The sequence below is a fragment of the Microbacterium sp. LWH12-1.2 genome (assembly GCF_040675825.1).
In the GTDB taxonomy this organism is placed as follows: Bacteria; Actinomycetota; Actinomycetes; order Actinomycetales; family Microbacteriaceae; genus Microbacterium.
Genome location: NZ_JBEGIJ010000001.1, coordinates 3,337,616 through 3,360,432 on the forward strand (window position 1 = coordinate 3,337,616; position 22,817 = coordinate 3,360,432).

Annotated in this window: 20 protein-coding genes; 13 read left to right on the forward strand and 7 right to left on the reverse strand. The window is 67.6% G+C overall.

Annotation, left to right across the window (positions count from 1 at the left end; all coding sequences use genetic code 11):
* Positions 1-21 precede the first annotated feature (21 nt).
* Genes kdpB through MRBLWH12_RS15935 form a run of 3 tightly spaced genes read right to left on the reverse strand, consistent with a single transcriptional unit; the run spans position 22 to position 3,945 of the window.
* Positions 22-2,175, reverse strand: a complete 2,154-nt coding sequence (kdpB, locus tag MRBLWH12_RS15925) for a potassium-transporting ATPase subunit KdpB (protein ID WP_363550666.1) — start codon at positions 2,173-2,175, stop codon at positions 22-24.
* A 1-nt stretch (position 2,176) separates the two neighbouring features.
* Positions 2,177-3,856, reverse strand: a complete 1,680-nt coding sequence (gene kdpA, locus MRBLWH12_RS15930; RefSeq protein ID WP_363550667.1) for a potassium-transporting ATPase subunit KdpA — start codon at positions 3,854-3,856, stop codon at positions 2,177-2,179.
* Complete coding sequence (locus MRBLWH12_RS15935) at positions 3,856-3,945, reverse strand: potassium-transporting ATPase subunit F (RefSeq protein ID WP_341976271.1); 90 nt, start codon at positions 3,943-3,945, stop codon at positions 3,856-3,858. The genes kdpA and MRBLWH12_RS15935 overlap by 1 nt, the downstream gene beginning before the upstream one ends.
* A 207-nt stretch (positions 3,946-4,152) precedes the next feature.
* Between MRBLWH12_RS15935 and MRBLWH12_RS15940 the strand changes: the two genes are divergently transcribed.
* Positions 4,153-5,331, forward strand: a complete 1,179-nt coding sequence (locus MRBLWH12_RS15940; protein ID WP_363550668.1) for an SLC13 family permease — start codon at positions 4,153-4,155, stop codon at positions 5,329-5,331.
* 9 nt (positions 5,332-5,340) lie between these two features.
* Here the strand turns inward: MRBLWH12_RS15940 and MRBLWH12_RS15945 are convergent, their stop codons facing one another.
* Positions 5,341-7,296, reverse strand: a complete 1,956-nt coding sequence (locus MRBLWH12_RS15945) for an APC family permease (protein ID WP_363551392.1) — start codon at positions 7,294-7,296, stop codon at positions 5,341-5,343.
* A gap of 346 nt (positions 7,297-7,642) precedes the next feature.
* Here MRBLWH12_RS15945 and MRBLWH12_RS15950 point away from each other — a divergent pair, with 346 nt between their 5' ends.
* Both MRBLWH12_RS15950 and MRBLWH12_RS15955 read left to right on the forward strand, forming a co-directional pair.
* Complete coding sequence (locus tag MRBLWH12_RS15950) at positions 7,643-8,545, forward strand: intradiol ring-cleavage dioxygenase (RefSeq protein WP_363550669.1); 903 nt, start codon at positions 7,643-7,645, stop codon at positions 8,543-8,545.
* Between the two features lie 61 nt (positions 8,546-8,606).
* A complete protein-coding gene (locus MRBLWH12_RS15955; protein WP_341976268.1) occupies positions 8,607-9,293 on the forward strand; it encodes a GTP pyrophosphokinase in 687 nt (228 codons plus the stop codon).
* 131 nt (positions 9,294-9,424) lie between these two features.
* Here MRBLWH12_RS15955 and MRBLWH12_RS15960 read toward each other — a convergent pair whose 3' ends face one another.
* Entirely contained in the window at positions 9,425-10,639 is a 1,215-nt protein-coding gene (locus tag MRBLWH12_RS15960; protein WP_363550670.1) for an amidohydrolase, read from the reverse strand.
* A 53-nt stretch (positions 10,640-10,692) separates the two neighbouring features.
* Positions 10,693-11,175, reverse strand: coding sequence for a redox-sensitive transcriptional activator SoxR (gene soxR, locus MRBLWH12_RS15965; RefSeq protein WP_363551393.1), 483 nt, complete (start codon positions 11,173-11,175; stop codon positions 10,693-10,695).
* 76 nt (positions 11,176-11,251) lie between these two features.
* On the opposite strand from soxR, the gene MRBLWH12_RS15970 reads away from it, so the two are divergent.
* The 10 genes from MRBLWH12_RS15970 (at position 11,252) to MRBLWH12_RS16015 (ending at position 22,312) form a co-directional block, all read left to right on the forward strand.
* Entirely contained in the window at positions 11,252-12,625 is a 1,374-nt protein-coding gene (locus tag MRBLWH12_RS15970) for an FAD-dependent oxidoreductase (RefSeq protein WP_363550671.1), read from the forward strand.
* A complete protein-coding gene (locus tag MRBLWH12_RS15975; protein ID WP_363550672.1) occupies positions 12,622-13,146 on the forward strand; it encodes a flavin reductase family protein in 525 nt (174 codons plus the stop codon). The genes MRBLWH12_RS15970 and MRBLWH12_RS15975 overlap by 4 nt, the downstream gene beginning before the upstream one ends.
* A gap of 35 nt (positions 13,147-13,181) precedes the next feature.
* The gene (locus tag MRBLWH12_RS15980; protein ID WP_363550673.1) at positions 13,182-13,811 is read left to right on the forward strand and encodes a superoxide dismutase; all 630 of its coding nucleotides are present in this window, start codon (positions 13,182-13,184) and stop codon (positions 13,809-13,811) included.
* Between the two features lie 57 nt (positions 13,812-13,868).
* On the forward strand, positions 13,869-14,216 hold the full coding sequence (locus MRBLWH12_RS15985; RefSeq protein WP_363550674.1) for an ArsR/SmtB family transcription factor: 348 nt from the start codon (positions 13,869-13,871) through the stop codon (positions 14,214-14,216).
* A complete protein-coding gene (locus MRBLWH12_RS15990) occupies positions 14,209-14,640 on the forward strand; it encodes an SRPBCC family protein (RefSeq protein WP_363550675.1) in 432 nt (143 codons plus the stop codon). Before MRBLWH12_RS15985 ends, MRBLWH12_RS15990 begins: the two co-directional genes overlap by 8 nt.
* A gap of 23 nt (positions 14,641-14,663) precedes the next feature.
* Positions 14,664-15,026: a nuclear transport factor 2 family protein gene (locus MRBLWH12_RS15995; protein ID WP_363550676.1), complete on the forward strand. Its 363-nt coding sequence runs from the start codon at positions 14,664-14,666 to the stop codon at positions 15,024-15,026.
* A gap of 347 nt (positions 15,027-15,373) precedes the next feature.
* Positions 15,374-19,150, forward strand: a complete 3,777-nt coding sequence (locus MRBLWH12_RS16000) for an SdrD B-like domain-containing protein (RefSeq protein ID WP_363550677.1) — start codon at positions 15,374-15,376, stop codon at positions 19,148-19,150.
* Between the two features lie 87 nt (positions 19,151-19,237).
* Positions 19,238-20,548 carry a right-handed parallel beta-helix repeat-containing protein gene (locus tag MRBLWH12_RS16005; protein WP_363550678.1) on the forward strand — a complete coding sequence of 437 codons (1,311 nt, stop codon included), beginning with the start codon at positions 19,238-19,240 and terminating at the stop codon, positions 20,546-20,548.
* Positions 20,545-21,189, forward strand: a complete 645-nt coding sequence (locus MRBLWH12_RS16010) for a hypothetical protein (protein ID WP_363550679.1) — start codon at positions 20,545-20,547, stop codon at positions 21,187-21,189. Before MRBLWH12_RS16005 ends, MRBLWH12_RS16010 begins: the two co-directional genes overlap by 4 nt.
* A complete protein-coding gene (locus tag MRBLWH12_RS16015) occupies positions 21,182-22,312 on the forward strand; it encodes a Dyp-type peroxidase (RefSeq protein ID WP_363550680.1) in 1,131 nt (376 codons plus the stop codon). The genes MRBLWH12_RS16010 and MRBLWH12_RS16015 overlap by 8 nt, the downstream gene beginning before the upstream one ends.
* Positions 22,313-22,387: 75 nt before the next feature.
* Here MRBLWH12_RS16015 and MRBLWH12_RS16020 read toward each other — a convergent pair whose 3' ends face one another.
* Positions 22,388-22,798, reverse strand: coding sequence for an arsenate reductase ArsC (locus MRBLWH12_RS16020; protein WP_363550681.1), 411 nt, complete (start codon positions 22,796-22,798; stop codon positions 22,388-22,390).
* Positions 22,799-22,817: the final 19 nt, after the last annotated feature.

The following is a 22,817-nucleotide window of genomic DNA, read 5'->3' on the forward strand; positions in this document are numbered from 1 at the left end:
TCCTTGTCGGATCGGGGAGGGTCAGAAGCCGGGGATCAGGCTGACGACGAGGTCGATGAGCTTGATCCCGATGAACGGCGCGATCACACCGCCCAGGCCGTAGATGAGCAGGTTGCGCTGCAGGATCTGCGAGGCGCTCGCCGGCCGGTACTTCACCCCGCGCAGGGCGAGCGGGATGAGGAAGACGATCACGATCGCGTTGAAGATGATCGCGCTCGTCACGGCGGATGCCGGCGAGTGCAGCTGCATGATGTTGAGCGCTGCCAGTCCGGGGAAGACCCCCATGAACATCGCCGGGATGATCGCGAAGTACTTCGCGATGTCGTTCGCCAGGGAGAAGGTCGTGAGAGCTCCCCTGGTGATCAGCAGCTGCTTGCCGATGCGCACGATGTCGATGAGCTTCGTGGGATCGGAATCGAGGTCGACCATGTTGCCGGCCTCCTTCGCGGCGGAGGTGCCGGTGTTCATCGCCACCCCGACGTCCGCCTGGGCGAGGGCCGGGGCATCGTTGGTGCCGTCGCCGGTCATCGCGACGAGCCGGCCGCCATCCTGCTCCCGGCGGATGAGCGCGAGCTTGTCCTCGGGAGTGGCCTCCGCGAGGAAGTCGTCGACGCCGGCCTCGGCGGCGATCGCCTTCGCCGTGAGCGGGTTGTCGCCGGTGATCATGACCGTGCGGATTCCCATGCTGCGCAGTTCCTCGAAGCGCTCCCTCAGGCCCTCCTTCACGATGTCCTTGAGGTGGACGACGCCGAGCACGCGGCCGGCGCCTGCAGGCGCTTTCACGGCGACGACGAGGGGCGTGCCGCCGCTCTGCGCGACGGCATCGGTACGGCTCGTCAGCTCGACGTCGTCTCCGGTGATCTCGAGCCAGGCGCGAACCGCTGATCCGGCGCCCTTGCGGATCTGGGTGCCGTCGGCGAGATCCAGTCCGCTCATCCGGGTCTGCGCGGTGAACGGCACGACGATCGCATCCGCCGGTTCCGCGACCCGGATGCCGCGTGCCGCAGCCAGTTCGACGATCGATGCGCCCTCCGGTGTCGGGTCTGCCAGCGAGGAGAGAGCGGCCGTGCGGAGCAGCTCGTCGGCGTCGACGCCCGGAAGCGGCAGCACCTCGTGTGCACGGCGGTTTCCGTAGGTGATGGTTCCGGTCTTGTCGAGCAGAAGCGTCGTCACGTCTCCGGCGGCCTCGACCGCGCGCCCGGACATCGCCAGCACGTTGCGCTGCACCAGTCGGTCCATGCCGGCGATGCCGATGGCCGACAGCAGGGCGCCGATCGTCGTCGGGATGAGGCAGACGAGCAGGGCGATGAGCACCGGGATGCTCACGGGCGACGCGGCGTAGGCGGCGATCGGGTTGAGGGCGAGGACCACGATCAGGAACACGATGGACAGGCTCGCCAGCAGGATGTTGAGGGCGATCTCGTTCGGCGTGCGCTGGCGGCTCGCACCCTCGACGAGGGCGATCATCCGGTCGACGAAGGTCTCGCCCGGTTTCGACGTGATGCGCATCACGATCCGGTCGGACAGCACGCGGGTGCCACCGGTGACGGCGCTGCGGTCGCCGCCGGACTCGCGGATGACGGGGGCGCTCTCGCCCGTGATCGCCGATTCGTCGACGGTCGCGATACCGGAGACGATGTCGCCGTCACCGGGGATCAGTTCGCCGGCCTCCACGATCACGATGTCGTCGCGCTGCAGGTCGGCCGAGGAGACCTGCTCCGTCTCGGTGCGTACGGCGGCGGCGTCCTGCGCCGCGTCGTAGCCGGTGACCCGACGGGCGAGGGTGCTGGTGCGCGTCTCGCGCAGACTCGCCGCCTGCGCCTTGCCGCGGCCCTCGGCCACGGACTCGGCGACGTTCGCGAAGAGCACGGTCAACCACAGCCAGACCGCGATGCCCCAGGTGAACATCGGCGGCACGGCAGTGCCGCCGGATTCCCCGGGGCCGCCGAGGAAGGGTTCGGCGATCGCGAGAACGGTCGTGAACACGGCGCCGGCCCAGACGAGAAGCATGACGGGGTTGCGCACGAGGGCTCGGGGATCGAGCTTGCGCAGGGCGCCGGGCAGGGCCTGGACGAGTTGCGCCCAGCCGAACGCGCGAGGCTTCGCGGTCTCGGATGAAGCGGAGGCGGATGCCGCGGCATCCTGCATCTCGGGGGTGGAGGTGACGATGGTCATGTCAGACGAGTCCTTCAGCGAGCGGCCCCAGAGTGAGGACCGGGAAATAGGTGAGTGCGGTGACGATGACCGTCACGGCGAGGAGGAGGCCGACGAACTGCGGCCGATGGGTGGGGAGGGTGCCCGCGGTGGCCGGTACTCGCTCCTGCGCGGCGAACGAACCGGCCAGTGCGAGCACGAGCACGATCGGGAGGAATCGCCCGAGCAGCATCGCCACGCCCAGCGCCGTGTTGAACCACGGGGTGTTCGCCGTGAGTCCGGCGAAGGCCGAGCCGTTGTTGTTCGCCGCCGAGGTGAACGCATAGAGCACCTCGCTCATCCCATGGACGCCCGGGTTCAGGATGCTGGTCGACTCGACGTCTTCCCGGATCCCGGGAATCGCGAAGCTCAGGGCGGTACCGCCGAGCACGAGCGCAGGGACGACGAGGATGTAGAGGCTCGCGAGCTTGATCTCGCGCGGGCCGATCCGCTTGCCGAGGTATTCCGGGGAGCGTCCGACGAGCAGCCCGCCCACGAAGACGGCGATGATCGCGAGTACGAGCATCCCGTACAGGCCGGAGCCCACACCGCCGGGAGCGACCTCTCCGAGCATCATGTTCAGCATCGGCATCATGCCACCGAGAGCGGTGTACGAGTCGTGCATCGAGTTGACCGCTCCGGTCGAGGTGAGCGTGCTCGCGCTGCCGAAGAGGGTGGATCCCAGGATGCCGAAGCGCTGTTCCTTGCCCTCCATCGCCGCTCCGGCGAGTTCCGGCGCCGAGCCGCGTCCTGCCAGTTCGAGTGCCGAGAGCGCGAAGGTCGAGACCAGGAAGATCGTGCCCATGACGGCGGCGATCGCGTACCCCTGGCGGTTGTCGCCGATCATGCGTCCGAAGGCGCGGGGGAGCGCGAACGGGATGGCGAGGATGAGCAGGATCTGCAGCAGGTTGGTCCACCCGGTCGGGTTCTCGAACGGGTGCGCCGAGTTGGCGTTGAAGAAGCCGCCGCCGTTCGTGCCGAGCAGCTTGATCGCCTCCTGCGACGCGACCGGTCCGCCCGGAATCGACTGCGCCGTGCCGCCGATGGTCTGCACCTCGGTGAAGCCGGCGAAGTTCTGCACGACGCCGCCGATGATGAGCGCGACTGCGCCGATGAACGCGATCGGCAGCAGCAGCCGGCCGAGCCCGCGGATCAGGTCGACCCAGAAGTTGCCGATCGTCGCCGAGCCCCGGCGGGCGAGCCCACGGGTCAGTGCGATGGCGACGGTGAGGCCGACGGCGGCGGAGACGAAGTTCTGCACGGTGAGGCCGGCGAGCTGCACCGTGTAGCCCATCGTCTGCTCGGGGGAGTAGGACTGCCAGTTCGTGTTGGCGACGAAGGATGCCGCGGTGTTGAATGCGAGGCCCGCGGGGACGGCCGGGAGGCCCAGGGATTCCGGAAGGAACGCCTGGAGCCGCTGCAGGCCGTAGACGAGGAGGAGCCCGGCCGCGGAGAACACGAGCACGCTGCGGGCGTACGCGCGCCAGGTCTGCTCGGACGAAGGGTTCACGCCGATGAGGCGGTAGAAGCCGCGTTCGACGCGCAGATCGCGTGCCGAGGTGTACACGTGGGCGATGTAGTCGCCGAGGGGCCGGTACAGGAGCACGAGCGCGATGATGAGCGTCGCCGCCTGCAGGATGCCGAACCAGATGCCCGCGCCCATCAGAACTTCTCCGGGGCGACGAGGGCGACCACGAGGTAGGCGATCGCTGCGAGTGCGAGAGCTGCAGCGATGATCTCGAAGACGATCACAGCCGCTCCACCCCCTTTGCGGTCAGCGAGACGAGGGCGAAGAGCGCGAGAGTCAGCGCGAGGTAGAGGATGTCGAGCACGGAGTCGATACAACTCCGGCTGACGCGTGTCGACGACGATCCTCACGGTTCCCCTACGCCCTTCGCCGTGACGCATGCGGCTTGCTCACGGCAGGTGTCCAAGGGGAAGCCGTCGTATGCTCTCGGAGTGACTGCGGCACGACGAACGCTCAGCAGGGGGTCGATCATCGTCCTCGTGCTGGCCGGCGTCGCCGCGATCGTCGTCGTCACCGGCATCCTTCCTGCACCGGATGCCGGTGCGCTCGGGCTGCGCATCGTGCCCGTGCTGGGATTCGTGGTCGCGATCACGATCGTCGCCGAACTCGCCCGCGATGCCGGTGTCTTCGATGTGCTCGCGCAGAGGCTCGCCCGCTGGGGGCGGGGGCAGGTTCTGGCGCTCTGGGCATCGGTCGTCGCGCTCGCCGTGGTCAGCACGGTGTTCCTCTCGCTCGACACGACGGCAGTGATCGTGACCCCGGTCGTCGTGGTGCTGGCGCAGAGCATCGGCGTCTCACCGCTCCCGTTCGCGCTCGCGACGGTGTGGCTGGCGAACACGGCATCCCTCGCGCTGCCGGTCTCGAACCTCGCGAACCTGCTCGCCGCGCCAGCGGTGGGCGGTGACCCGGCAGCGTTCATCGCGCTCAGCTGGGCGCCGACGCTGATCGGGGTCCTCATCCCGGTCGCGATCCTCACCATCGTGCACCGGCGCACTCTGTTCGGCGGCTACCGCGTGCCGCCGCCGGGGACACCCTCTGACCGTGTGCTCTTCTGGGGCGCAGCCGCGGTGCTGATCGCGCTGCTTCCGTTGCTCACGGTGACGCACGACGTGTGGATCCCCGCCACGGCCGCCGCCCTGCTCCTGGTCGTGCTGTTCGCGGTGCGGCGTCGACATGTGCTGCGGCTCGGTCTGGTGCCGTGGTCCGCGGTCGGACTCGCGGCTGCGCTGTTCGTCCTGGTGGAGACCGCGCACGCCAACGGCATCCTCGATTTCCTGACGGCGCTGGCCCCCGACGATCACGGGCCGGCGGCGCTCCTGCAACTCGCGGGAATCGGCGCCCTCGCCGCCAACGGCGTGAACAACCTCCCGGCGTACCTGATCCTGGAGCCTGCCGCAGGAGACCCGGTGGCGTTGATGGCGTTGCTGATCGGCGTCAACCTCGGCCCCCTCGTCACGCCGTGGGCATCGCTCGCGACGCTGTTGTGGCATCACCGGATCGTGGCGCTCGGCGTGACGATCAGCTGGCCCCGCTTCATGCTGTGGGGCCTCGCCGTCGCGGTACCGACGGTCGTCGCAGCCACTCTGGTGCTCGCCCTCGTCGCCGGGTGACGCGCGGCATCAGTCCTGCGGCGGACCGGCAGGCCGGTGCGCACGCCGGCCGTTCACGACGACGGGGCGGCCGGCACGCTCCTGGCCCGGCAGCGGGCGGGAGCGACGTCCGTAGATGAGCTCGGAGGAGTCCAGCAGCCACGGCACGAGCGTGATCGAGACGCCGTGCACGAGCATCAGCTGGTTCGCCAACCGACGGGCGCGTCGGTTGTGCAGGAACGTCTCCCACCAGTGCCCGACGATGTACTGCGGAAGATAGACCGTCACGACGGACGAGCCGTGCTTCTCGCGGTACTGGTTGATGAACTGCGCCACCGGCTGCGCGAACGACCGGTACGGCGATTCGATGATCACCAGGGGGACCGGCATCAGATGATCGGCCCACTGCTGCTGCAGCTCGGTGGCGTCATCGGCGGCAACCCCCACGTGCACAGCGAGAGTCTTGCCGTGCTTCGCCGCGACGGCATACTCGACGGCTTTCACGACCGGCTTCTGCAGCCGGTTGACCAGCACGAGGGCGAGGTCTCCGTTGGCGCCGAAATGCGTGACGTCATCGATCGCGATCTCGTGCTCGACATCGCGGTAGTACCGCTTCACGCCCATCATCAGGAACGCGAGCACCGGGATGGCGAAGAACACCAGATACGCGCCGTGGGTGAATTTCGTGATCGTGACGATGACGAGCACGAGGATCGTGAGGCTCGCGCCGACGGAGTTGATGATCAGGCCGACGCGCGCAGAGCGGCGATCGGATGCCGTGGCCTGCACGCCGGTGCTTCCTTCGGCCGGCCGGCGCAGGATGCGTCGCCAGTGCCGCACCATGCCGAGCTGGCCGAGCGAGAACGACACGAAGACGCCGATGATGTACAGCTGGATGAGCGTAGTCAACTTCGCCTGGAACACGATGAGCACGATCATCGCGACGATGCCCAGGGCGATCATGCCGTTCGAGAAGACGAGCCGGTCGCCGCGGGTGTTCAGAGCCTTCGGGGCATAGCCGTCGCGGGCGAGCACCGAGCCGAGCAACGGGAAGCCGTTGAACGCGGTGTTCGCGGCGAGCAGCAGCACGCAGGCGGTCGCCGCCTGCACGATGAAGAAGAGGATGCTGCCGCCACCGAACGTGGCGCTCGCCACCTGTGCCATCAGGCTCGGCTGCGGGTTCGTGCAGTCGAAGCCGACCAGGTCGCAGGGGTTCTCGGCGTAGTGCACGCCGGTGATCAGGGCGAGCGCGGTCAGACCGGCGAACAGGCCGATTGCGATCGTGCCCATCAATACGAGGGTGGACTGCGCGTTTCGCACCTTGGGCGCGCGGAAGGCGGGAACGCCGTTCGAGACGGCTTCGACGCCGGTGAGGGCGGAGCATCCGCTCGAGAAGGCCCGCAGAACGAGCAGGATCGCTGCCGCCTGGCTGAGGTCTTCGGCGTGCACGGCGAACTCGGCGCTGGAAGCGACCGGTGCATCGCCGAGGAACGTGCGGACCAGACCGGTGACGATCATGAAGCCGACCGAGGCGATGAAGACGTAGGTCGGGATCGCGAACACGAGGGACGCCTCACGCACACCGCGCAGATTCACGACGATGATCAGGATGACGAAGCCGACGGCGAGCCATACCCGGAACGGGTCGAGCGCCGGAACGGCCGAGATGATGTTGTCGACGCCGGATGCCACCGACACAGCGACCGTCAGTACGTAATCCACGAGGAGGGCAGCCGCCACGACGACGCCGGGGATCTCGCCGAGATTCTTCGACGCCACCTCGTAGTCGCCGCCGCCGGAGGGGTACGCCTTGATGAGCTGGCGATAGCTGAGCACGACCACGAGCAGCAGCACGATGACGCATACGGCCACGATCGGCGTGAATGACAGAAAGGTGAGTCCGCCGATCAGCAGGATCATCACCAGTTCCTGCGGGGCGTACGCCACGGAGCTCAGCGCGTCGGAGGCGAAGATCGGCAGCGCCATGCGCTTCGGCAGCAGCTGACCCTCGAGGTGCTCGTTGGTCAGCGGATCCCCGATGAGGATGCGCTTCGCGAGCTGCGGGGTGTCCGGCAGGCTCCGGGATTCATTTGCCACGAGCGGCGACGATACGCCTGCGGTGGCGATCCTCACGACATCCTTACGGAATCCCTACGGGGTGTGCGGACGCCCTTACGGAATTCTTACGCTTCGGCGACGCCGGCCCTCGGGACGGGTTCTCTGGATCTGCGCTCATAGGATTCGCATCGTTGAGCCACAGCATCCGCTCCGCCCCGACCTATCGTTCGCACAGCGTGCCTTGATTCTCTGGCTCCAGACGACGGGAGAGATCATGAGCGAGATGACGACCGATCCGCGCTGGATCGATAAGGATGGCAACGAGATCGACGAGGACCACCGCGGGCTGGTCTACGACATCCGCACGCTGGTGAACCGGCGACGGGCCCTGGGCATCTTCGGCGGAGTGGCCGCGACGGCGCTGCTCGCCGCGTGCGCGCCGGTGGCATCCTCGGCAGGGAACTCGTCCGGAGAGGCCAGCGGTTCCGGTGCGCCGAGCGGATCCGGCGGACCCGGCGGAGCACCAGAGGCGGAGGGCGACGGTGTGACGGTGGAAGGCGAAGTGCCGGACGAGACGGCCGGGCCTTACCCCGCCGACGGATCGAACGGCGTGAACGTCCTCGATGATTCCGGGATCGTGCGCCGGGACATCCGCTCCAGCTTCGGATCCTCGACGACGACCGCCGAGGGCGTCCCGCTGGAGATCGTGCTCACGGTGCGCGACGCCGCGACTGGCAGCGCCCTCGTCGGGGCCGGCGTCTACCTCTGGCACTGCGACCGGGACGGGAACTACTCGCTGTACTCGGATGCTGCGAAAGACGAGAACTATCTCCGCGGAGTCCAGGAGACCGACGACACCGGCACTGTGCGATTCACCTCGATCTACCCGGCCTGCTACGACGGCCGCTGGCCGCATATCCACTTCGAGGTCTACCGGGATGTCGCATCGGCGGTCGCGACCGGCCCGATCGTGAAGACATCGCAGATCGCCCTCCCCGAGGAGAGCAACGCGGCGGTGTACGCGACCGGCGGCTACGAGAAGAGCGTGACCAACGCATCCAGGGTGACGCTGGCCGGTGACAACGTCTTCGGCGACGACGACGGCATCCACCAGATCGCGACCATGACCGGCGGCGTCTCCCAGGGATACACGGCCGCACTGACGATCGGCGTGTGAGGGCATCCGCTGCGGGCGAACACCCAGGCGATTCCGATCACGGATGCGTAACGTCAGGATCATGAGCACGGTTTCCGTCGACGAGCAGGCCATCGCCGAGGCGAAGGATCTCCGCGATCAGTTCCAGCGCTTCCTCCGGGAGTACGAGTTCGGGATGCGGGAGGTCGAGACCAAGATCTCGATCCTCCGTGACGAGTTCACGCACAACCACGCGTACAACCCGATCGAGCACGTCAAGAGCCGGATCAAGACTCCGGACAGCATCGTCGAGAAGGTCGCCCGCAAGGGGATCGAGCCCGACTTCGACACCATCCGTGCGGAGATCACCGACATCGCGGGCATCCGGGTGACCTGCAGTTTCGTCGCCGACGTGTACCGCCTCTTCGATCTGCTCACCCAGCAGGACGACGTCAGCATCCGACTGGTCAAGGACTACATCGCCGACCCGAAGCCGAACGGCTACAAGAGTCTGCACACGATCATCGAGGTTCCCGTGTTCCTCTCGACCGGCCCGATCGCGGTGCCGGTCGAGGTGCAGTTCCGCACCATCGCGATGGACTTCTGGGCCAGCCTCGAGCACAAGATCCATTACAAGTTCCAGGGCCAGGTTCCCGGCCACCTCGTCGACAGCCTCACCGATGCGGCCGATGCAGCGAGCGAGCTCGACGTGCGCATGGAGCGCCTGCACCGCGAGGCGCACGGCGTGCGGCCGCGCGAGCTCGCTCCGCCGCGTGTGATCGCGGTGTAGTCGGCCGCTCAGGCTGGTGCTTCGCGGTTCACAACTCAGGAAGAACTCCAGCGACCGGGCCTATTCGGGCGCGGACGGTGAGTACCGGAGCGGATCTTCCTGAGTTGTGCACGGAGCGTGGCAGCCGCGACTCAGCCGAGGAACTCCCGCGCCGCCGCGGACAGCGCCGTGACGCCGACCTCGATGGTGGGGTGGATCTCCGGCGCGTAGTACGGCGAGTGGTTCGTCGGGATGTCCTCGGCCTGCCGGCCCGCTGCCGTCGCCTCGGCGAACTTCACCGGATCCGCTCCGCCCCAGAACCAGAACACCAGGGGAGCACCGGCATCGCGGGCGAACCAGGACACGTCCTCGCTGCCGGTGAACATGCCGGGGTCCATGACGGATGCTTCACCGAGGGCGCGCTGCAGCGCACTGGTGACCCGCGCCGTGGCGTCTTCGTCGTTGATGGTGGCCGGCAGAGTGTGGTCGGTGCGGATCTCGGGTTCGCGCTCTGCGCCGGATGCCGCGGCCTCGGCCCGCACGATGCGCTCGACGCTCGCGAGCACCTTGTCGCGCATCTCGTCGTTCGGGTACCGGAGGCTGAGCTCGAGCTTCGCCTCGGCGGGGATGATGTTGTTCTTCAGCCCGGCGTGGATCGAACCGACCGTCACGACGGCGACGCCCTGCGGATCGATCTCGCGAGAGGTGATGGTCTGCAGGCGCATCACGGTCGCCGCCGCCATCACGACGGGGTCGATCGTGGCGTGCGGGCGCGAACCGTGTCCGCCGCGACCATGCAGGGTCACGGTGAGGCCGTCGGATGCGGCCATCTGGGTGCCGCTGCGCACTCCGATGATGCCGGCAGGCAGCGGGGTGACGTGCTGACCGAGCACGATGTCCGGTTTCGGGTAGCGGGCCAGAATGCCGTCGTCGAGCATCGCTCGTGCGCCTGCTCCGTATTCCTCAGCGGGCTGGATGATGACGACCAGCGTTCCCGACCAGTCGTCGCGTTCGGCGACGAGCTTCTCGACGGCGCCGATCATGGCGGTGACGTGCATGTCGTGGCCGCAGGCGTGCATGACGGGGACGGCGGTTCCCGTCGGGTCGATGCCCTTCGCCGTGCTCGCATACGCGAGCCCGGTCTGCTCCTCGACGGGCAGTCCGTCCATGTCGGCGCGGAGCCAGACGACAGGCCCGTCGCCGTTGCGCAGCAGCCCGACGACGCCGGTGATCCCGACGCCCTCCTCCACCTCGAGCCCCAGGTCACGCAGGTGGCCGGCGGCGACGCCGGCCGTGCGCGTCTCCTGGAAGGACAGCTCCGGATGCTGGTGCAGGTCGATGTACAGGGCCTCGAGGTCGATCGTCATGCCATCACCCTAGTGCGCCGCCATCTCGCATCAGTGGCCAGGCGGCGTCCGGGTCAGTGGCGGGGTGCGGGGTCATCCGAACCCTGCAATCGCTGTGGACCCGCACCTCGGCTGGCGAGTGCATCGTCAGGGTTGAGCAGGCCGCAGGCCTTCATGGACAGGCAGCCGCAGCCGATGCATCCGGTCAGCTCCTTCTCCAGGCGTTCGATGCCTTCTCGGCGTCGTTCCAGCGCGCGCTTCCAGCGACGCGATGCGCGCTGCCAGTCCTCATGGCTGGGGGTGACGGCGAGCGGGACGTCGGCGAAGGCATCCTGCACGTCCGCGAGCGGAATGCCGAGCCGCTTGGCCACGGTGATGAGGGAGACCCGGCGCAGCATGTGGCGCGCGTATCGGCGCTGATTGCCCGGAGTGCGCGTCGAAGCGATCAGGCCGAGCTTCTCGTAGAAGTGCAGTGCTGACACGGCCACGCCTGTCCGTCGGCTCATCTCACCGATGCTGAGCAATTCGTCCGGCGCGTGCGGTGGTGCGTCCGTGATGTCTTCAGGCGTCAATCCGGACCCTCCCGCTGCTCGATTTGACCTCAAGCCTACTTGAGGTTTTACCGTGGAGAACGTGACAAGAACCCGAATGAACGTCGCTGAACCGCGAGTCGCCATCGTCGGAGCCGGCCCCGCCGGCATCTACACCGCCGACATCCTGCTCGGGCTCTCGCCCACCGCAACCGTCGACCTGTTCGAGAAGCTCCCCGCCCCTTACGGTCTGGTGCGATACGGGGTCGCCCCTGATCACCCGCGGATCCGGAAAATCACCGACGCCCTGCACGAGGTGCTCACGAACCCGCGGATCCGGCTGCGCTGCAATGTCGAAGTCGGTGCCGACATCGGCATCGCCGAGCTCCGAGCCGCCTACGACGGCGTGATCGTCGCGACCGGCGCCGACCTCGACGTGCCGCTCGACATCCCCGGCATCGATCTGCCCGGTTCCTTCGGAGCCGCCGACTTCGTCGCCTGGTACGACGGGCATCCCGATGTGCCGCGCAGCTGGCCGCTCACCGCCGAGTCCGTCGCCGTGCTCGGAGCGGGCAACGTCGCGCTCGACGTCACCCGGATCCTCGCCAAGCACGCCGCAGCGCTCGCGCACACCGATACTCCCGACATCGTCCTCGAGCAGCTCGCGGCCAGCCCCGTGCGCGATGTGCATCTGTTCGCGCGGCGTGGCCCCGCCGACGTGCGCTTCTCGGCGCTCGAGCTGCGCGAGCTCGCCGATCAGCACGATGTCGACGTCATCGTCGACCCGGATGAGCTGGTGCTCGACGCGCATGCCGAACGGATGATCGAACAGTTCTCGCAGCGCAGGATCATCGTTCGCACACTCACCGAGTGGGCGAGTCGCACTCCGTCGACGAAGACCGCGTCGCGTCGTATCCACCTGCACCTGCGGCAGCGACCGGTGCGGTTGCTCGGCACAGGGGCCGTGACCGGGATCGAGATGGAACGGACCGCCTCCGACGAACTCGGGCGGATGGTCGGCACCGGAGAGATGCTCCGCTACGACGTCGCGGCCGTCTACCGCGCGATCGGATACCGATCCACTCCGGTTCCCGGCATGCCGTTCGATGCCGAGCGCGGTGTGGTGCCGCACGTCGAGGGACGCGTCACCGACGCCGACGGCGCCCGCATCCCCCGCCTGTACGCCACCGGCTGGATCAAGAGAGGACCGGTCGGGCTCATCGGTTCGACCAAGTCGGACGCCGCCCAGACCGTGCGGCACGTGCTCGATGACCTCGGTGATCTGGTCGAGGAGCCTGCTGAGCGTGCGGCCGATCCGCTCGACGCGCTCGCCGGTGCCGTCGACTTCGCCGGCTGGCTGCGCATCGACGACGCAGAACGCCGCGCAGGCGCCGAGCGTGGGCGGGAGCGGACCAAGCTCGTGGCCAGAGAAGAGATGCTCGGTCACGCGCTCCCGATCGGGGAGGCGGTCCGATGACGGCGAATCCCGTTCCGACGCCCGTCGGCGAAGGACTCAAGGCGGCCTTCCGCACCCATCCGGCCGGCGTCGCCATCATCACCGCGATGACCGACGACGGCCCGGTCGGCCTCACAGCATCGAGCGTCGCCTCCGTCGCCGTTGACCCGGCCGCGATCGTCTTCTCGGTGACGCGGGCGACAGGCTCCGCCGGCGCGATCCTCGGCGCCGACACCTTCGTCGTGCATCTCATCGACGATGAGCACGCCGCCCTCGCCCAGAGCTTCGCGACGAGCGGTGCTGATCGCTTCACTGCGGAACAGGGCTGGACGGCACTCGAGACCGGCGAACCGTTTCTCGCTTCCGCACGCGCCGCACTGCGCTGCCGGTCGCTGCACACGGTAGCCGTCGGCTCGTCGACGGTCGTCATCGCCGAAGTGCTCGACGTGCTCCACGGCCCGCAGGGTCGACCGGTCGTCTACCTGGACCGCGGGTTCCACTCGCTCGCGCACCCTGCGCCACTCGTCGCACCTCTGACCTGAACCACCCTGAACCACGCTCGAAAGGAACCCCCCCCATGTCTGCCCTGTACACGCTTCCCGAACTGCCGTACGACTTCTCCGCCCTCGAACCGCACATCTCCGGCACGATCATGGAGCTGCACCACACCAAGCACCACCAGGCCTACGTCACCGGTGCCAACACGGCTCTGGAGCAGCTCGCGGCCGCGCGAGATGCGGGGGATCTCTCGAACGTGAACAAGCTCGAGAAGGATCTCGCCTTCAATCTGGGTGGTCACATCAACCACTCGGTGTTCTGGCAGAACCTCTCGCCGAACGGCGGTGGGGTGCCCGAGGGCGAGCTCGCCGCTGCGCTCGCCGACTCGTTCGGATCGATCGACGCTTTCCGTGCGCACTTCACCGCCACTGCGCTCGGTGTGCAGGGCTCCGGGTGGGCTGTGCTCGCCTGGGACAGCATCGGGGCCAGGCCCGTGATCTTCCAGCTGTTCGATCAGCAGGGGAACGCGCCGCTCGGCGTGATCCCGCTGCTGCAGCTCGACGTCTGGGAGCACGCGTACTACCTGGACTACCGCAATGTGCGCGCCGATTACGTCAAGGCGTTCTGGGAGATCGTGAACTGGGCCGACGTTCAGGAGCGGTTCAGCAGGGCGCAGACGGCGACGCGCGGACTCATCGCCGCGCGCTGATTCGGCGCGGGGTCGTCACAAACAAACACTTGTACAAGTGGCTGTTTGTGGAGCATGATGAGCGCGGAGGTGCTCATGGAAGCTCTGAGTCTTGACCACGCGTTTCACGCCCTGTCGGATGGCAACCGTCGGGCCATCCTCGCGCTGGTGCGCACCGGTCATCGACCGGTCGGCGAGATCGCGAGCGAGCTCGGCCTGTCGCAGCAGATCGTGTCGCATCACCTGAAGGTGCTTCGCGAAGCGGGCCTGGTGTCGGGCACACGATCGGGCACCCGGCACCTGTACGCAGTCCGGGTGGAGGGTCTTGTGGTGGGCAAGGCGTTCTTCGACGACTTCTGGCCGGAGCGGCTGACGCGGCTCAAGAATGCGATCGAGGGAGCCGGGGTGGGTGAGGACGATGGCTGAGCACCGCTCGAGCATCGACATCGCCGCGCCCCCGGAACGGGTCTTCGAGTACCTGGTGACCGCAAAGGGGATCACGGCATGGATGGGCGACTGGGCTCAGGTCGAGCCGACTCCGGGCGGAGAGTTCTCCGTGAACATCGCCGGGTACGGCGCCCGGGGGATCTTCCTCGAAGTCGACCGGCCGCGTCGGGTGACGGTGTCATGGGGTTTCGAGGGGAGCGAGGAGCTGCCACCCGGATCGTCGACGGTGTCGTTCGAGCTGAGTGCGACCGACGGCGGCACGCGAGTCGAGGTCGTGCACACAGACCTGCCGGAGAGCGCGGTGCCAGGACACGTCGACGGATGGGACCACTTCGTTGCCCGGCTCGCCCTCGCCGCCACCGGGCAGCGGCTTCCGCCTGACACCTGGACGCCGTCGCAATGACCGATACCGAAGGAGTGCAAGAGATGACGAACGTACCGACGCCTGTTGCCACCGTGGAGGCGTATCACCGAGCCTGGACCGGAGGAGACGTCGAGCTCGCGCTGACGTACCTGTCGGACTCCGTCGTATGTGCAGCGCCGGATCCCGCGATCACGACGAAGGCCCACTGGCGGGAGTACCTCTCCAGATTCGTCCCCATGCTCACCGGGGCTCCCGAACTCACTCGTATGACGGACGGCGACCGGGTGGCGCTCTGGTACTTCCCGCAAACCGCCGTCACCGACACCACACTGGCCAGTGAACTCTTCCGTGTGGAGGATGGGCGAATCACCGATATCCGGCTGTGCTTCGACAGGCTCAGCTACATGCCACCGCCATCGGCGTGACGCTCTCCTGATCAGCCCACCAGTTCGCCCCAAACGTGACCCCCATCGGGGGTCACGTTTCCGGGGAGTGCGAGCTCGAGACGACACCGTCGGTGTTTGGATTTTCGCATGTGACCTGGGCAAAAACCGACACCTGACGCTCGCGTGACTTCATGAAGTATCGCTTTCCATTTGCTGGATCCGGCTATCTTTGAGGTCGCCGAGTGCACCTGCTCGGCTTCACGATCTGCGGTGCCCCCACGAGCGCGATTTCCGGCGCGTCGACGTGCCGCCTCGAATGGGAGTGTTCTGTGAAGAGATTTGTTGCTGGAGGTGCAGTCGGCGCGTTGGCGGTGACGCTCCTCTCTGTGGGAGGTGCGAGTTCAGCCGTCGCAGCGACGGGTGACGGGACCATCTCCGTGACCGTGGTGCAGGACGCCAACGTCAATCGGACGCATGACGGGCTGGACGTCGCGCTGTCGGGCGTGCAAGTCCGTATCCACGACATCGACGGCGAGTTCATCACCGTTGAGACGGATGGCGACGGCGTCGCCACACTCGCTGCAGCCGAGAACACTCTGGTCGGTGGTCGGTATCGCATCGAAGTGGTCAACCCGAACGCCTCGATCTACAGCGAGGCGCAGATCGCCGATGGCCACTCCGGTGCGGAGTTCGCACCCGCCGTGTCCTTCGTCGACGTGCGCAACGGCGCGGATACCGCCTTCTCGGTCGGATACGTGGACTACACCACGCTCGGTGTCGACGGTGCACGTCTGTACTCGGCTGTCCTCCCCAACGACATCTGGCCCGAGCAGAACAACGGCGTCGAGGTCTACGGGATCGACTACAAGCTGAATGGGAGTGCGTCGCAGATCACATCGACGAACACCATCGGCGCCGTCTACGGCATCGGCATCGACAGCGAGAACCTCGACCTCTACGCGGGCGCATACGCCAAGCGTGGATCGCTGTACGGCCCCGGCGGGTCCGGCGCCATTTACCGTGTGAACACCGTCACCGGTGACTGGGAGATCTACACCACGGTCGCTGACGCGGGAGGCACCGAGCACGACCTCGGGCCGATGAACCCTGCAGACGGCTTCGTGCACCACGACTTCGACTTCCGTACGGCCGTCGGCCGTGAGGCGCTGGGTGATGTCGACGTCACCCCGGACAACCGCTTCCTCACCACGATCAACCTGAACACCGAGGAGCTGGTGGTCTACCCGGTGCAGGAGGCCCTCAACCCGGCGCCGCTGCAGACGCTGCAGATCGCGGCACCGGACACCTGCGAGAGCGACTGGGCGCCTATGGGCCTCGGACAGCGTGAGGGGAACCTGTTCGTCGGGGCGGTCTGCGGCAGTGACATGGAGAGCTACGTCCTCGAGTACGAGCGCGCGGAGGACGGCACGGTCGGTGCCACGCCGATCAGCGTGGTGCAGGGCCAGGTCTCGGAGACCGTGCCCCGCGCCGGCCAGAACGGCCCGTTCGGCGGCTCGTTGCACTCCAGCTGCGACCCGGTGGACTGGCGTGTCTGGACGGATGACGTTCCGCAGCTGTGCATCAACGGTGGACTGAACGCTCCGGCGGTCGGTTGGTGGCCGCAGTTCGTCGTGCCGCAGCCGATGCTCGGTGACGTCGAGTTCGTTGAGAACGGCGAGATGGTGCTGAGCTTCCGCGACCGCAGCGGCGACCAGTACGGACTCGGCATGTACGTGGGCCAGAAGGAGGGCGACACCCCGTCCTACGGGAACGTCGTCGCGACGGGTGACCTCGTCGCGTTCGCCGAGGATGTCACCGCCCTCGACTTCGCCAACCCCGCACACGACTTCAGCGACACCGGCGCGTTCCACGCCCAGGCAGCGTTCTCGGGTGTGGCGACGGTTCCCGGCAGCGGGACGATCGTCAGCAACACCATGGACGCGACCGGCGCTATCAACTCCAACGGGCTGCGCGCCTACGACGTGAATACCGGCCAGAACCGCGGCAATGCACTGGTGACCACCGCGTTCTTCAAGGGCATGGGTCTCGCTGACCTCGAGGCGCTGGTGCTCGAGCAGACGCAGCAGATCGGCAACCGGATCTGGTCTGACACTGATCAGGATGGTGTCCAGGGTCCGACTGAGGGCGGTATCGCCGGTATTCAGGTGAGCCTGTATGACGTTGATGGCAACGTGGTTGCGACGACGGAGACCGATGCCAACGGTGAGTACTGGTTCGATACCGCTGACGGTCTGCTTCCGGACACAGAGTACGAGGTCCGTCTGGACCGTGCGAGTGACTTCGAGGCTGGTGGACCGCTCGCGGGGTACTCGCCGACCGAGTTCGGCGCGGGTCCGAACCGGGGAATCGACAGCAACGGTGAGGTGTCTGATGCGGACATCGTGTTCGCGTCGGTGACCACCCCGGCGGCTGGTGTCAACGATCACTCCATCGACTTCGGGTTCGTGCCGACGCTGGTGTCGGTCGGTGACTATGTCTGGTTCGACGAGGACCGTGACGGCATCCAGGACGCCGATGAGACGCCGGTTGCGGGTGTCGAGGTGATCCTCCACGACCGCAACGGTGTCGAGGTCGCGCGGACGACGACGGATGCGGACGGGTACTACGTGTTCACCGATCTCGTCGCGAGCTCGGAGTACTCGATCCAGTTCCCGATGACGGCGACCATCGATGGTGAGACTGTGGCACTGACGCGGCCGAACGCCGGTGATGACGACGCGGCGGACTCGGACGCCGACCCCGAGACGGGTCGCGTGACGTTCACGACACCCGTCGACGGTGAGAACTCGGCTGAGCCAGGTCTGGCTGATGACCCGACCATCGACGCCGGGTACGTCCTGCCGGTACTGGTCTCCGTCGGTGACTATGTGTGGCTTGACACGGACCGCGATGGCATCCAGGAGGCGGGCGAGCGTCCGCTGCCGGGTGTCGAGGTGATCCTGTACGACGGTGAGGGTGTCGAGGTTGCTCGCACCACGACCGACTCGGACGGATACTACGTGTTCACGGACCTGACTCCGTCGGGTGAGTACACGATCCAGTTCCCGACCACGGTGACCGTCGACGGCGAACAGCTCCCGCTGACGCAGCCGGGCGCAGGGTCGGATCGTGGCGCTGACTCGAACCCCGGTGCGGATGGACGATACTCGTTCACCGCTCCGGCATCGGGTGACAACTCGGGTGAGCCCGGTCAGGCTGATGACCCGACGATCGATGCGGGGTACGTGATTCCGAGCGTGTCGGTCGGTGACTTCGTGTGGATCGACACGGACGGCGATGGCGTGCAGGATGCGGGTGAGCCCGGTATCCCGGATGCGGTGCTGACGCTGACCGGTCCTGACGGCGAGCCGGTGACCAATGTGTTCGGCGATCCGGTCCCTGCAACGAAGACCGATTCGGACGGGAAGTACTCGTTCGACGATCTGCCCGCGCTTGAGCCCGGTCAGTCGTACACCGTCACCGTGACGCCTCCGGCGGGCTACAAGCCCACCACGCCGGGCGTCGGCGAAGGCGAGACGGACTCGTCGACCGGAAGCGCGGCCTCGGGCGACCTGACCGTCGATGGTGCACGCGATGCCACGCTCGACTTCGGTTTCGTGCCGGACCTCGTATCCATCGGCGACTATGTCTGGCTCGATGACGACCGCGATGGGATCCAGGACGCCGGTGAGCGCCCGCTTCCTGGCGTGACCGTCAAGCTGTTCGACGAGGACGGTGAGCTCGTCGCCGAGACGACGACGGATGAGAACGGCTACTACGCGTTCACCGATCTGCAGCCGAGCACGGACTACTTCCTCGAGTTCCCGACCTCGGTCGAACTCGACGGTGAGTGGTTCACACTGACCCAGCCGGGTCAGGGCAGCGACCGTGCTGCTGACTCGAACGCCGACCCGGCGACCGGACGCGTGCCGGTCACCACCCCGGCCGAGGGCAACAACTCCGGAGCGCCCGGCGAGGCAGACGAACCGACCTACGACGTGGGCTACGTTCTCTCGCCGGTCGAGCCGACACCCACGCCGGCCGGGGGCGGGCTCCCGGCGACCGGTGGAGCCAACCTCCTGCCGATCGGCGGGCTGGCGCTCGCGCTGATGATCGGTGGTGCTGTGATCTTCATCGCACGCCGCCGAGCCGCTCAGCAGTAACACCCATCAAACCGGGCCCGTCGCGAACAGCGGCGGGCCCGGTTTCGTCTGCAAGACTCGGTGTCGATCTGAAGGAGTTCCGTGCCCATGCGTTCTTCCGTGAAGCCCTATGCGGGTGCCCTGCGTGTGCTCGTCGGTGTGCTCGCCGTATCGGGTGTCGTTTCGGCACTCGTCGCGTGCAGTAGCCCGGAGGCTGCGCCGTCCGCGCTGGAGGTCGTCCATGTGCCGGCTGACGCGACGCTGGACGAGGCGGGCGGGCTCGTCGCTGACGGTGGCATCATCCTCATCGCGCCCGGCACTTATCACGGGACACTCGCAGTGACCGCCGATGACGTCACGGTGCGCGGCGAGGACCGCAACGAGGTCGTGCTGGACGGCGAGCTCACGCTCAGCCACGGCGTGGTCGGCACCGGTGAGCGCGTGACGGTCGAGAACCTCACCGTGCGGAACTACCTGCAGAACGGCGTGCTCATCACCGGCGTCACCGACGAGAACGGCGCGGGTATCGCGCGCGGTCCGGACGGCTACGTCCCGGAGGCCGCGCCGGATCCCGTGCCCGGCTACCTCGTACAGTTCGTCACTGCACAGAACAATGGTCTGTACGGCATCTACGCGTTCAACAGAACCGACGGTGTCATCCGTGACAACCTGGCCAGCGGCGGCTCGGACTCCGGCATCTACATCGGTCAGTGTGCAGACTGCACCGCACTCGTCGCCGACAACGTGATGCAGTGGAATGCGGTCGGGCTCGAGCTCGCCAATGCGTCGAACGTCGTGATCACCGGCAATCGCATCGTCGAGAATCGCATCGGTATCAGCGTGCTGTCCAACTACCTCGAAGCACACGGGCCGACCGAGGGCGTCCGCATTGTCGGCAATGTGATCGCCGACAACGTCGAGGAGCGGACGCCGACGCAGGCGAGCGGCGCATTCGGAACCGGCATCGGCCTCGGTGGCACCGTGGCTGCGGAGGTGCGTGCGAATCTGATCACCGGTAACGCGAACGTCGGCGTCTGGTTGACGTCGTCGGAGGACTTCGCGCCGACGGACAACCGCATCGCTGACAACGCGTGGGCGGGCAACGGCCTGGACGTCGCATACACCGCGACCGCGCATGCACTCGGCGCCGACAATTGCTTCGCGCTCAGCGCCGGGGCCACTGCAGACCCCTCCACGCTGCTCGCCGGTGGCTGTGCCGAGCCGGATGTCGCGCCTGGCGGCTACACGCAGCCCGCGGCTCCTGCCGGCGTCAGTTTCGCAGCGGTCGATCTGCCTCCGACACGCCCCGGCCTCGACGATGTGGACGAGACGCCGCGCAGACTGCCGACAACCGTCAACCTCCCCGACACCGATGCCATCCCCGTCCCCGACGCCGCTCTGCTCGAGGACGCGTCGTGAGACGGGCTGGCATCGTCGCCGCGCTCATCGCCGGGACGCTGCTGCTCGGCGGCTGCGGCGGGCTGTCCGACACCGGTGAGCCGCTCACCGTCGAGCAGTCGGAGCAGCTCGCCCAGACACGCTTCCAGCTCTCGACGGCCGGTGAGCTCGTCGTCGATGCGACGATCGGCGATCCCGCGGCGACAGATCACGTCACGGCAGCGCTCACCGTCGACACCGGCGACCATCTGGCGTGGGGCACCATTCGGCGTGGCCCCGCCGAGCTCGCCGTCGAACAGCGTGTGCTGCTGCACGAGGACGGGTACGCGCTGGAGTCCGCCGGCCGCTGGCAGAGCGTGTCGTGGAGCGAGGGCGATCTCGGTCTGCTGCTCGTGGTGTTCTCCCTCGCCACCGACCGCCCGGAGAACGCGCAGCTGCTGCGGCAGTCCGACGCGCGCTACCTCGGCAGCGAGGACGGACTCGACGTCTATCGGCTGCCTTCGCCGGATGGTGCCGGCGGCACCACTCGACTGTGGCTCGATGGCGGCCTGCTCGCCAGATTCGATGACGGCGGCGACGCACTGGTCTTCACCGTCGATCGCGAAGCCACGCCCGAGCCGGTACCGAGCGAGCTCAGCGAGCTGGTCGGCACGGATGACTGAGCACGAGCCTGAGCACGAGGCTCGGCGGCGGTCCACAGCACACAGCCGCAGGGATCTGTTCACCGTCGCCGGTGCCGCGGCGGTCGCCGGTGCTGCGGGGTGGCTGTTGCACGGTGTCGCTGCCGGCGGAGACCCACCGTCGTCAGTGCTGCCGCCTGGCCGGCCGACCCCGTTGCCGTCGGGCGGTTCCTCGGCGACGCCGGTTTCCGGGATCGCCGGCATCACATACCCGGCCGTCCCACAGCGCCACGTGCTGGTCAGCGTGCTTCGCCTCCCTGGCCGGGGCGCCGCAGACATCCTGGACAGCGCGAGACAGCTCGCGGACGTGCCCCGTGATGTGCCGACAGACGCCGGTGACGTCACGGTCACGATCGGCTTCTCCGCGCCGATCGCCCGCGAGCTGTGGCCGGACCGTGCGGCGCTGGCGGCCGACCTGCCCGCGTTCGCCGGCGACCGCGCTGACCTGCTCGCCGACGGCGACATCATGCTGCAGATCTGCGCCGAGACGTCGTTCGCGGTGGCAGAGGTTCACGCGACACTTCTCGATGTGCTCGGTGCCGTTGACGTCGTGTGGTCGAGAACCGGGTACCGCGACGCGCCGACGCCGGAGGGCACGATGCGCACCGGAATCGGGTTCGTCGACGGCATCATCAATCCACGGAGCGCGGACGAGCAGGCCTCGGGTGTGTGGATCCATGGCTCTGACGACACGTTCGTCGTGCTGCGTCGGATGACTGTCGGCGGCGCATTTCTCAGTGCCTCCGTCGACGAGCAGGAGCGGGCGATCGGTCGTCGACGCGACACCGGTGCTCCGCTGTCTGGCGGCGACACCATGGCTGAGGTCGACCTGTTCGCGAAGACCGTCGACGGGCAGACGCTCACCCCGAATGCATCACATGCGCGTCGTGCGCACCCCGCGAACATCGGTCGCCCGCTGATGCTGCGACGCAGCTACAGCTTCGACGTCGACGGCGCGGCCGGCGTCCTGTTCGTCGCGTTCATGAACGACCCGCAGACCTTCATCGCCACGCAGCGCAGGCTCGACGAGCTCGACGACCTGATCCGTCACACCACGACGGACGCCACCGGTTGCTTCTTCGTACCCGGTGCCGACCTTCGCTGACCGGCGGCGCGCCAGACGGTTGCCGGGCGCGCCGACGGATCCCCGACGTCCTCGTGGCACCGGGTCCGCTCGCCCTCAGCCCAGCAGTTCGCCCACGAGCGCCTCGATGCGGTCGCGGATCTCGTCGCGGATCGGACGCACGGAGTCGATGCCCTGGCCTGCCGGATCATCGAGCTTCCAGTCTTCGTAGCGCTTGCCGGGGAAGAACGGGCAGGCATCGCCGCAGCCCATCGTGATGACGACGTCGGATGCCTGCACGGCCTCGGTCGTCAGCACCTTCGGAGCTTCGGCGGTGATGTCGATTCCGAGCTCGGCCATCGCCTCGACGGCGATCGGGTTGATCTGGTCGGCTGGCATGGAACCGGCAGAGCGCACCTCGACGCGGTCGCCGGCGATGTCGCGGAGGAATCCTGCGGCCATCTGCGAGCGGCCGGCGTTGTGCACGCAGACGAAGAGAACAGAGGGCTTGGTGGTGGTGTCAGTCATGGTGTCTCCCGAGTGAGTG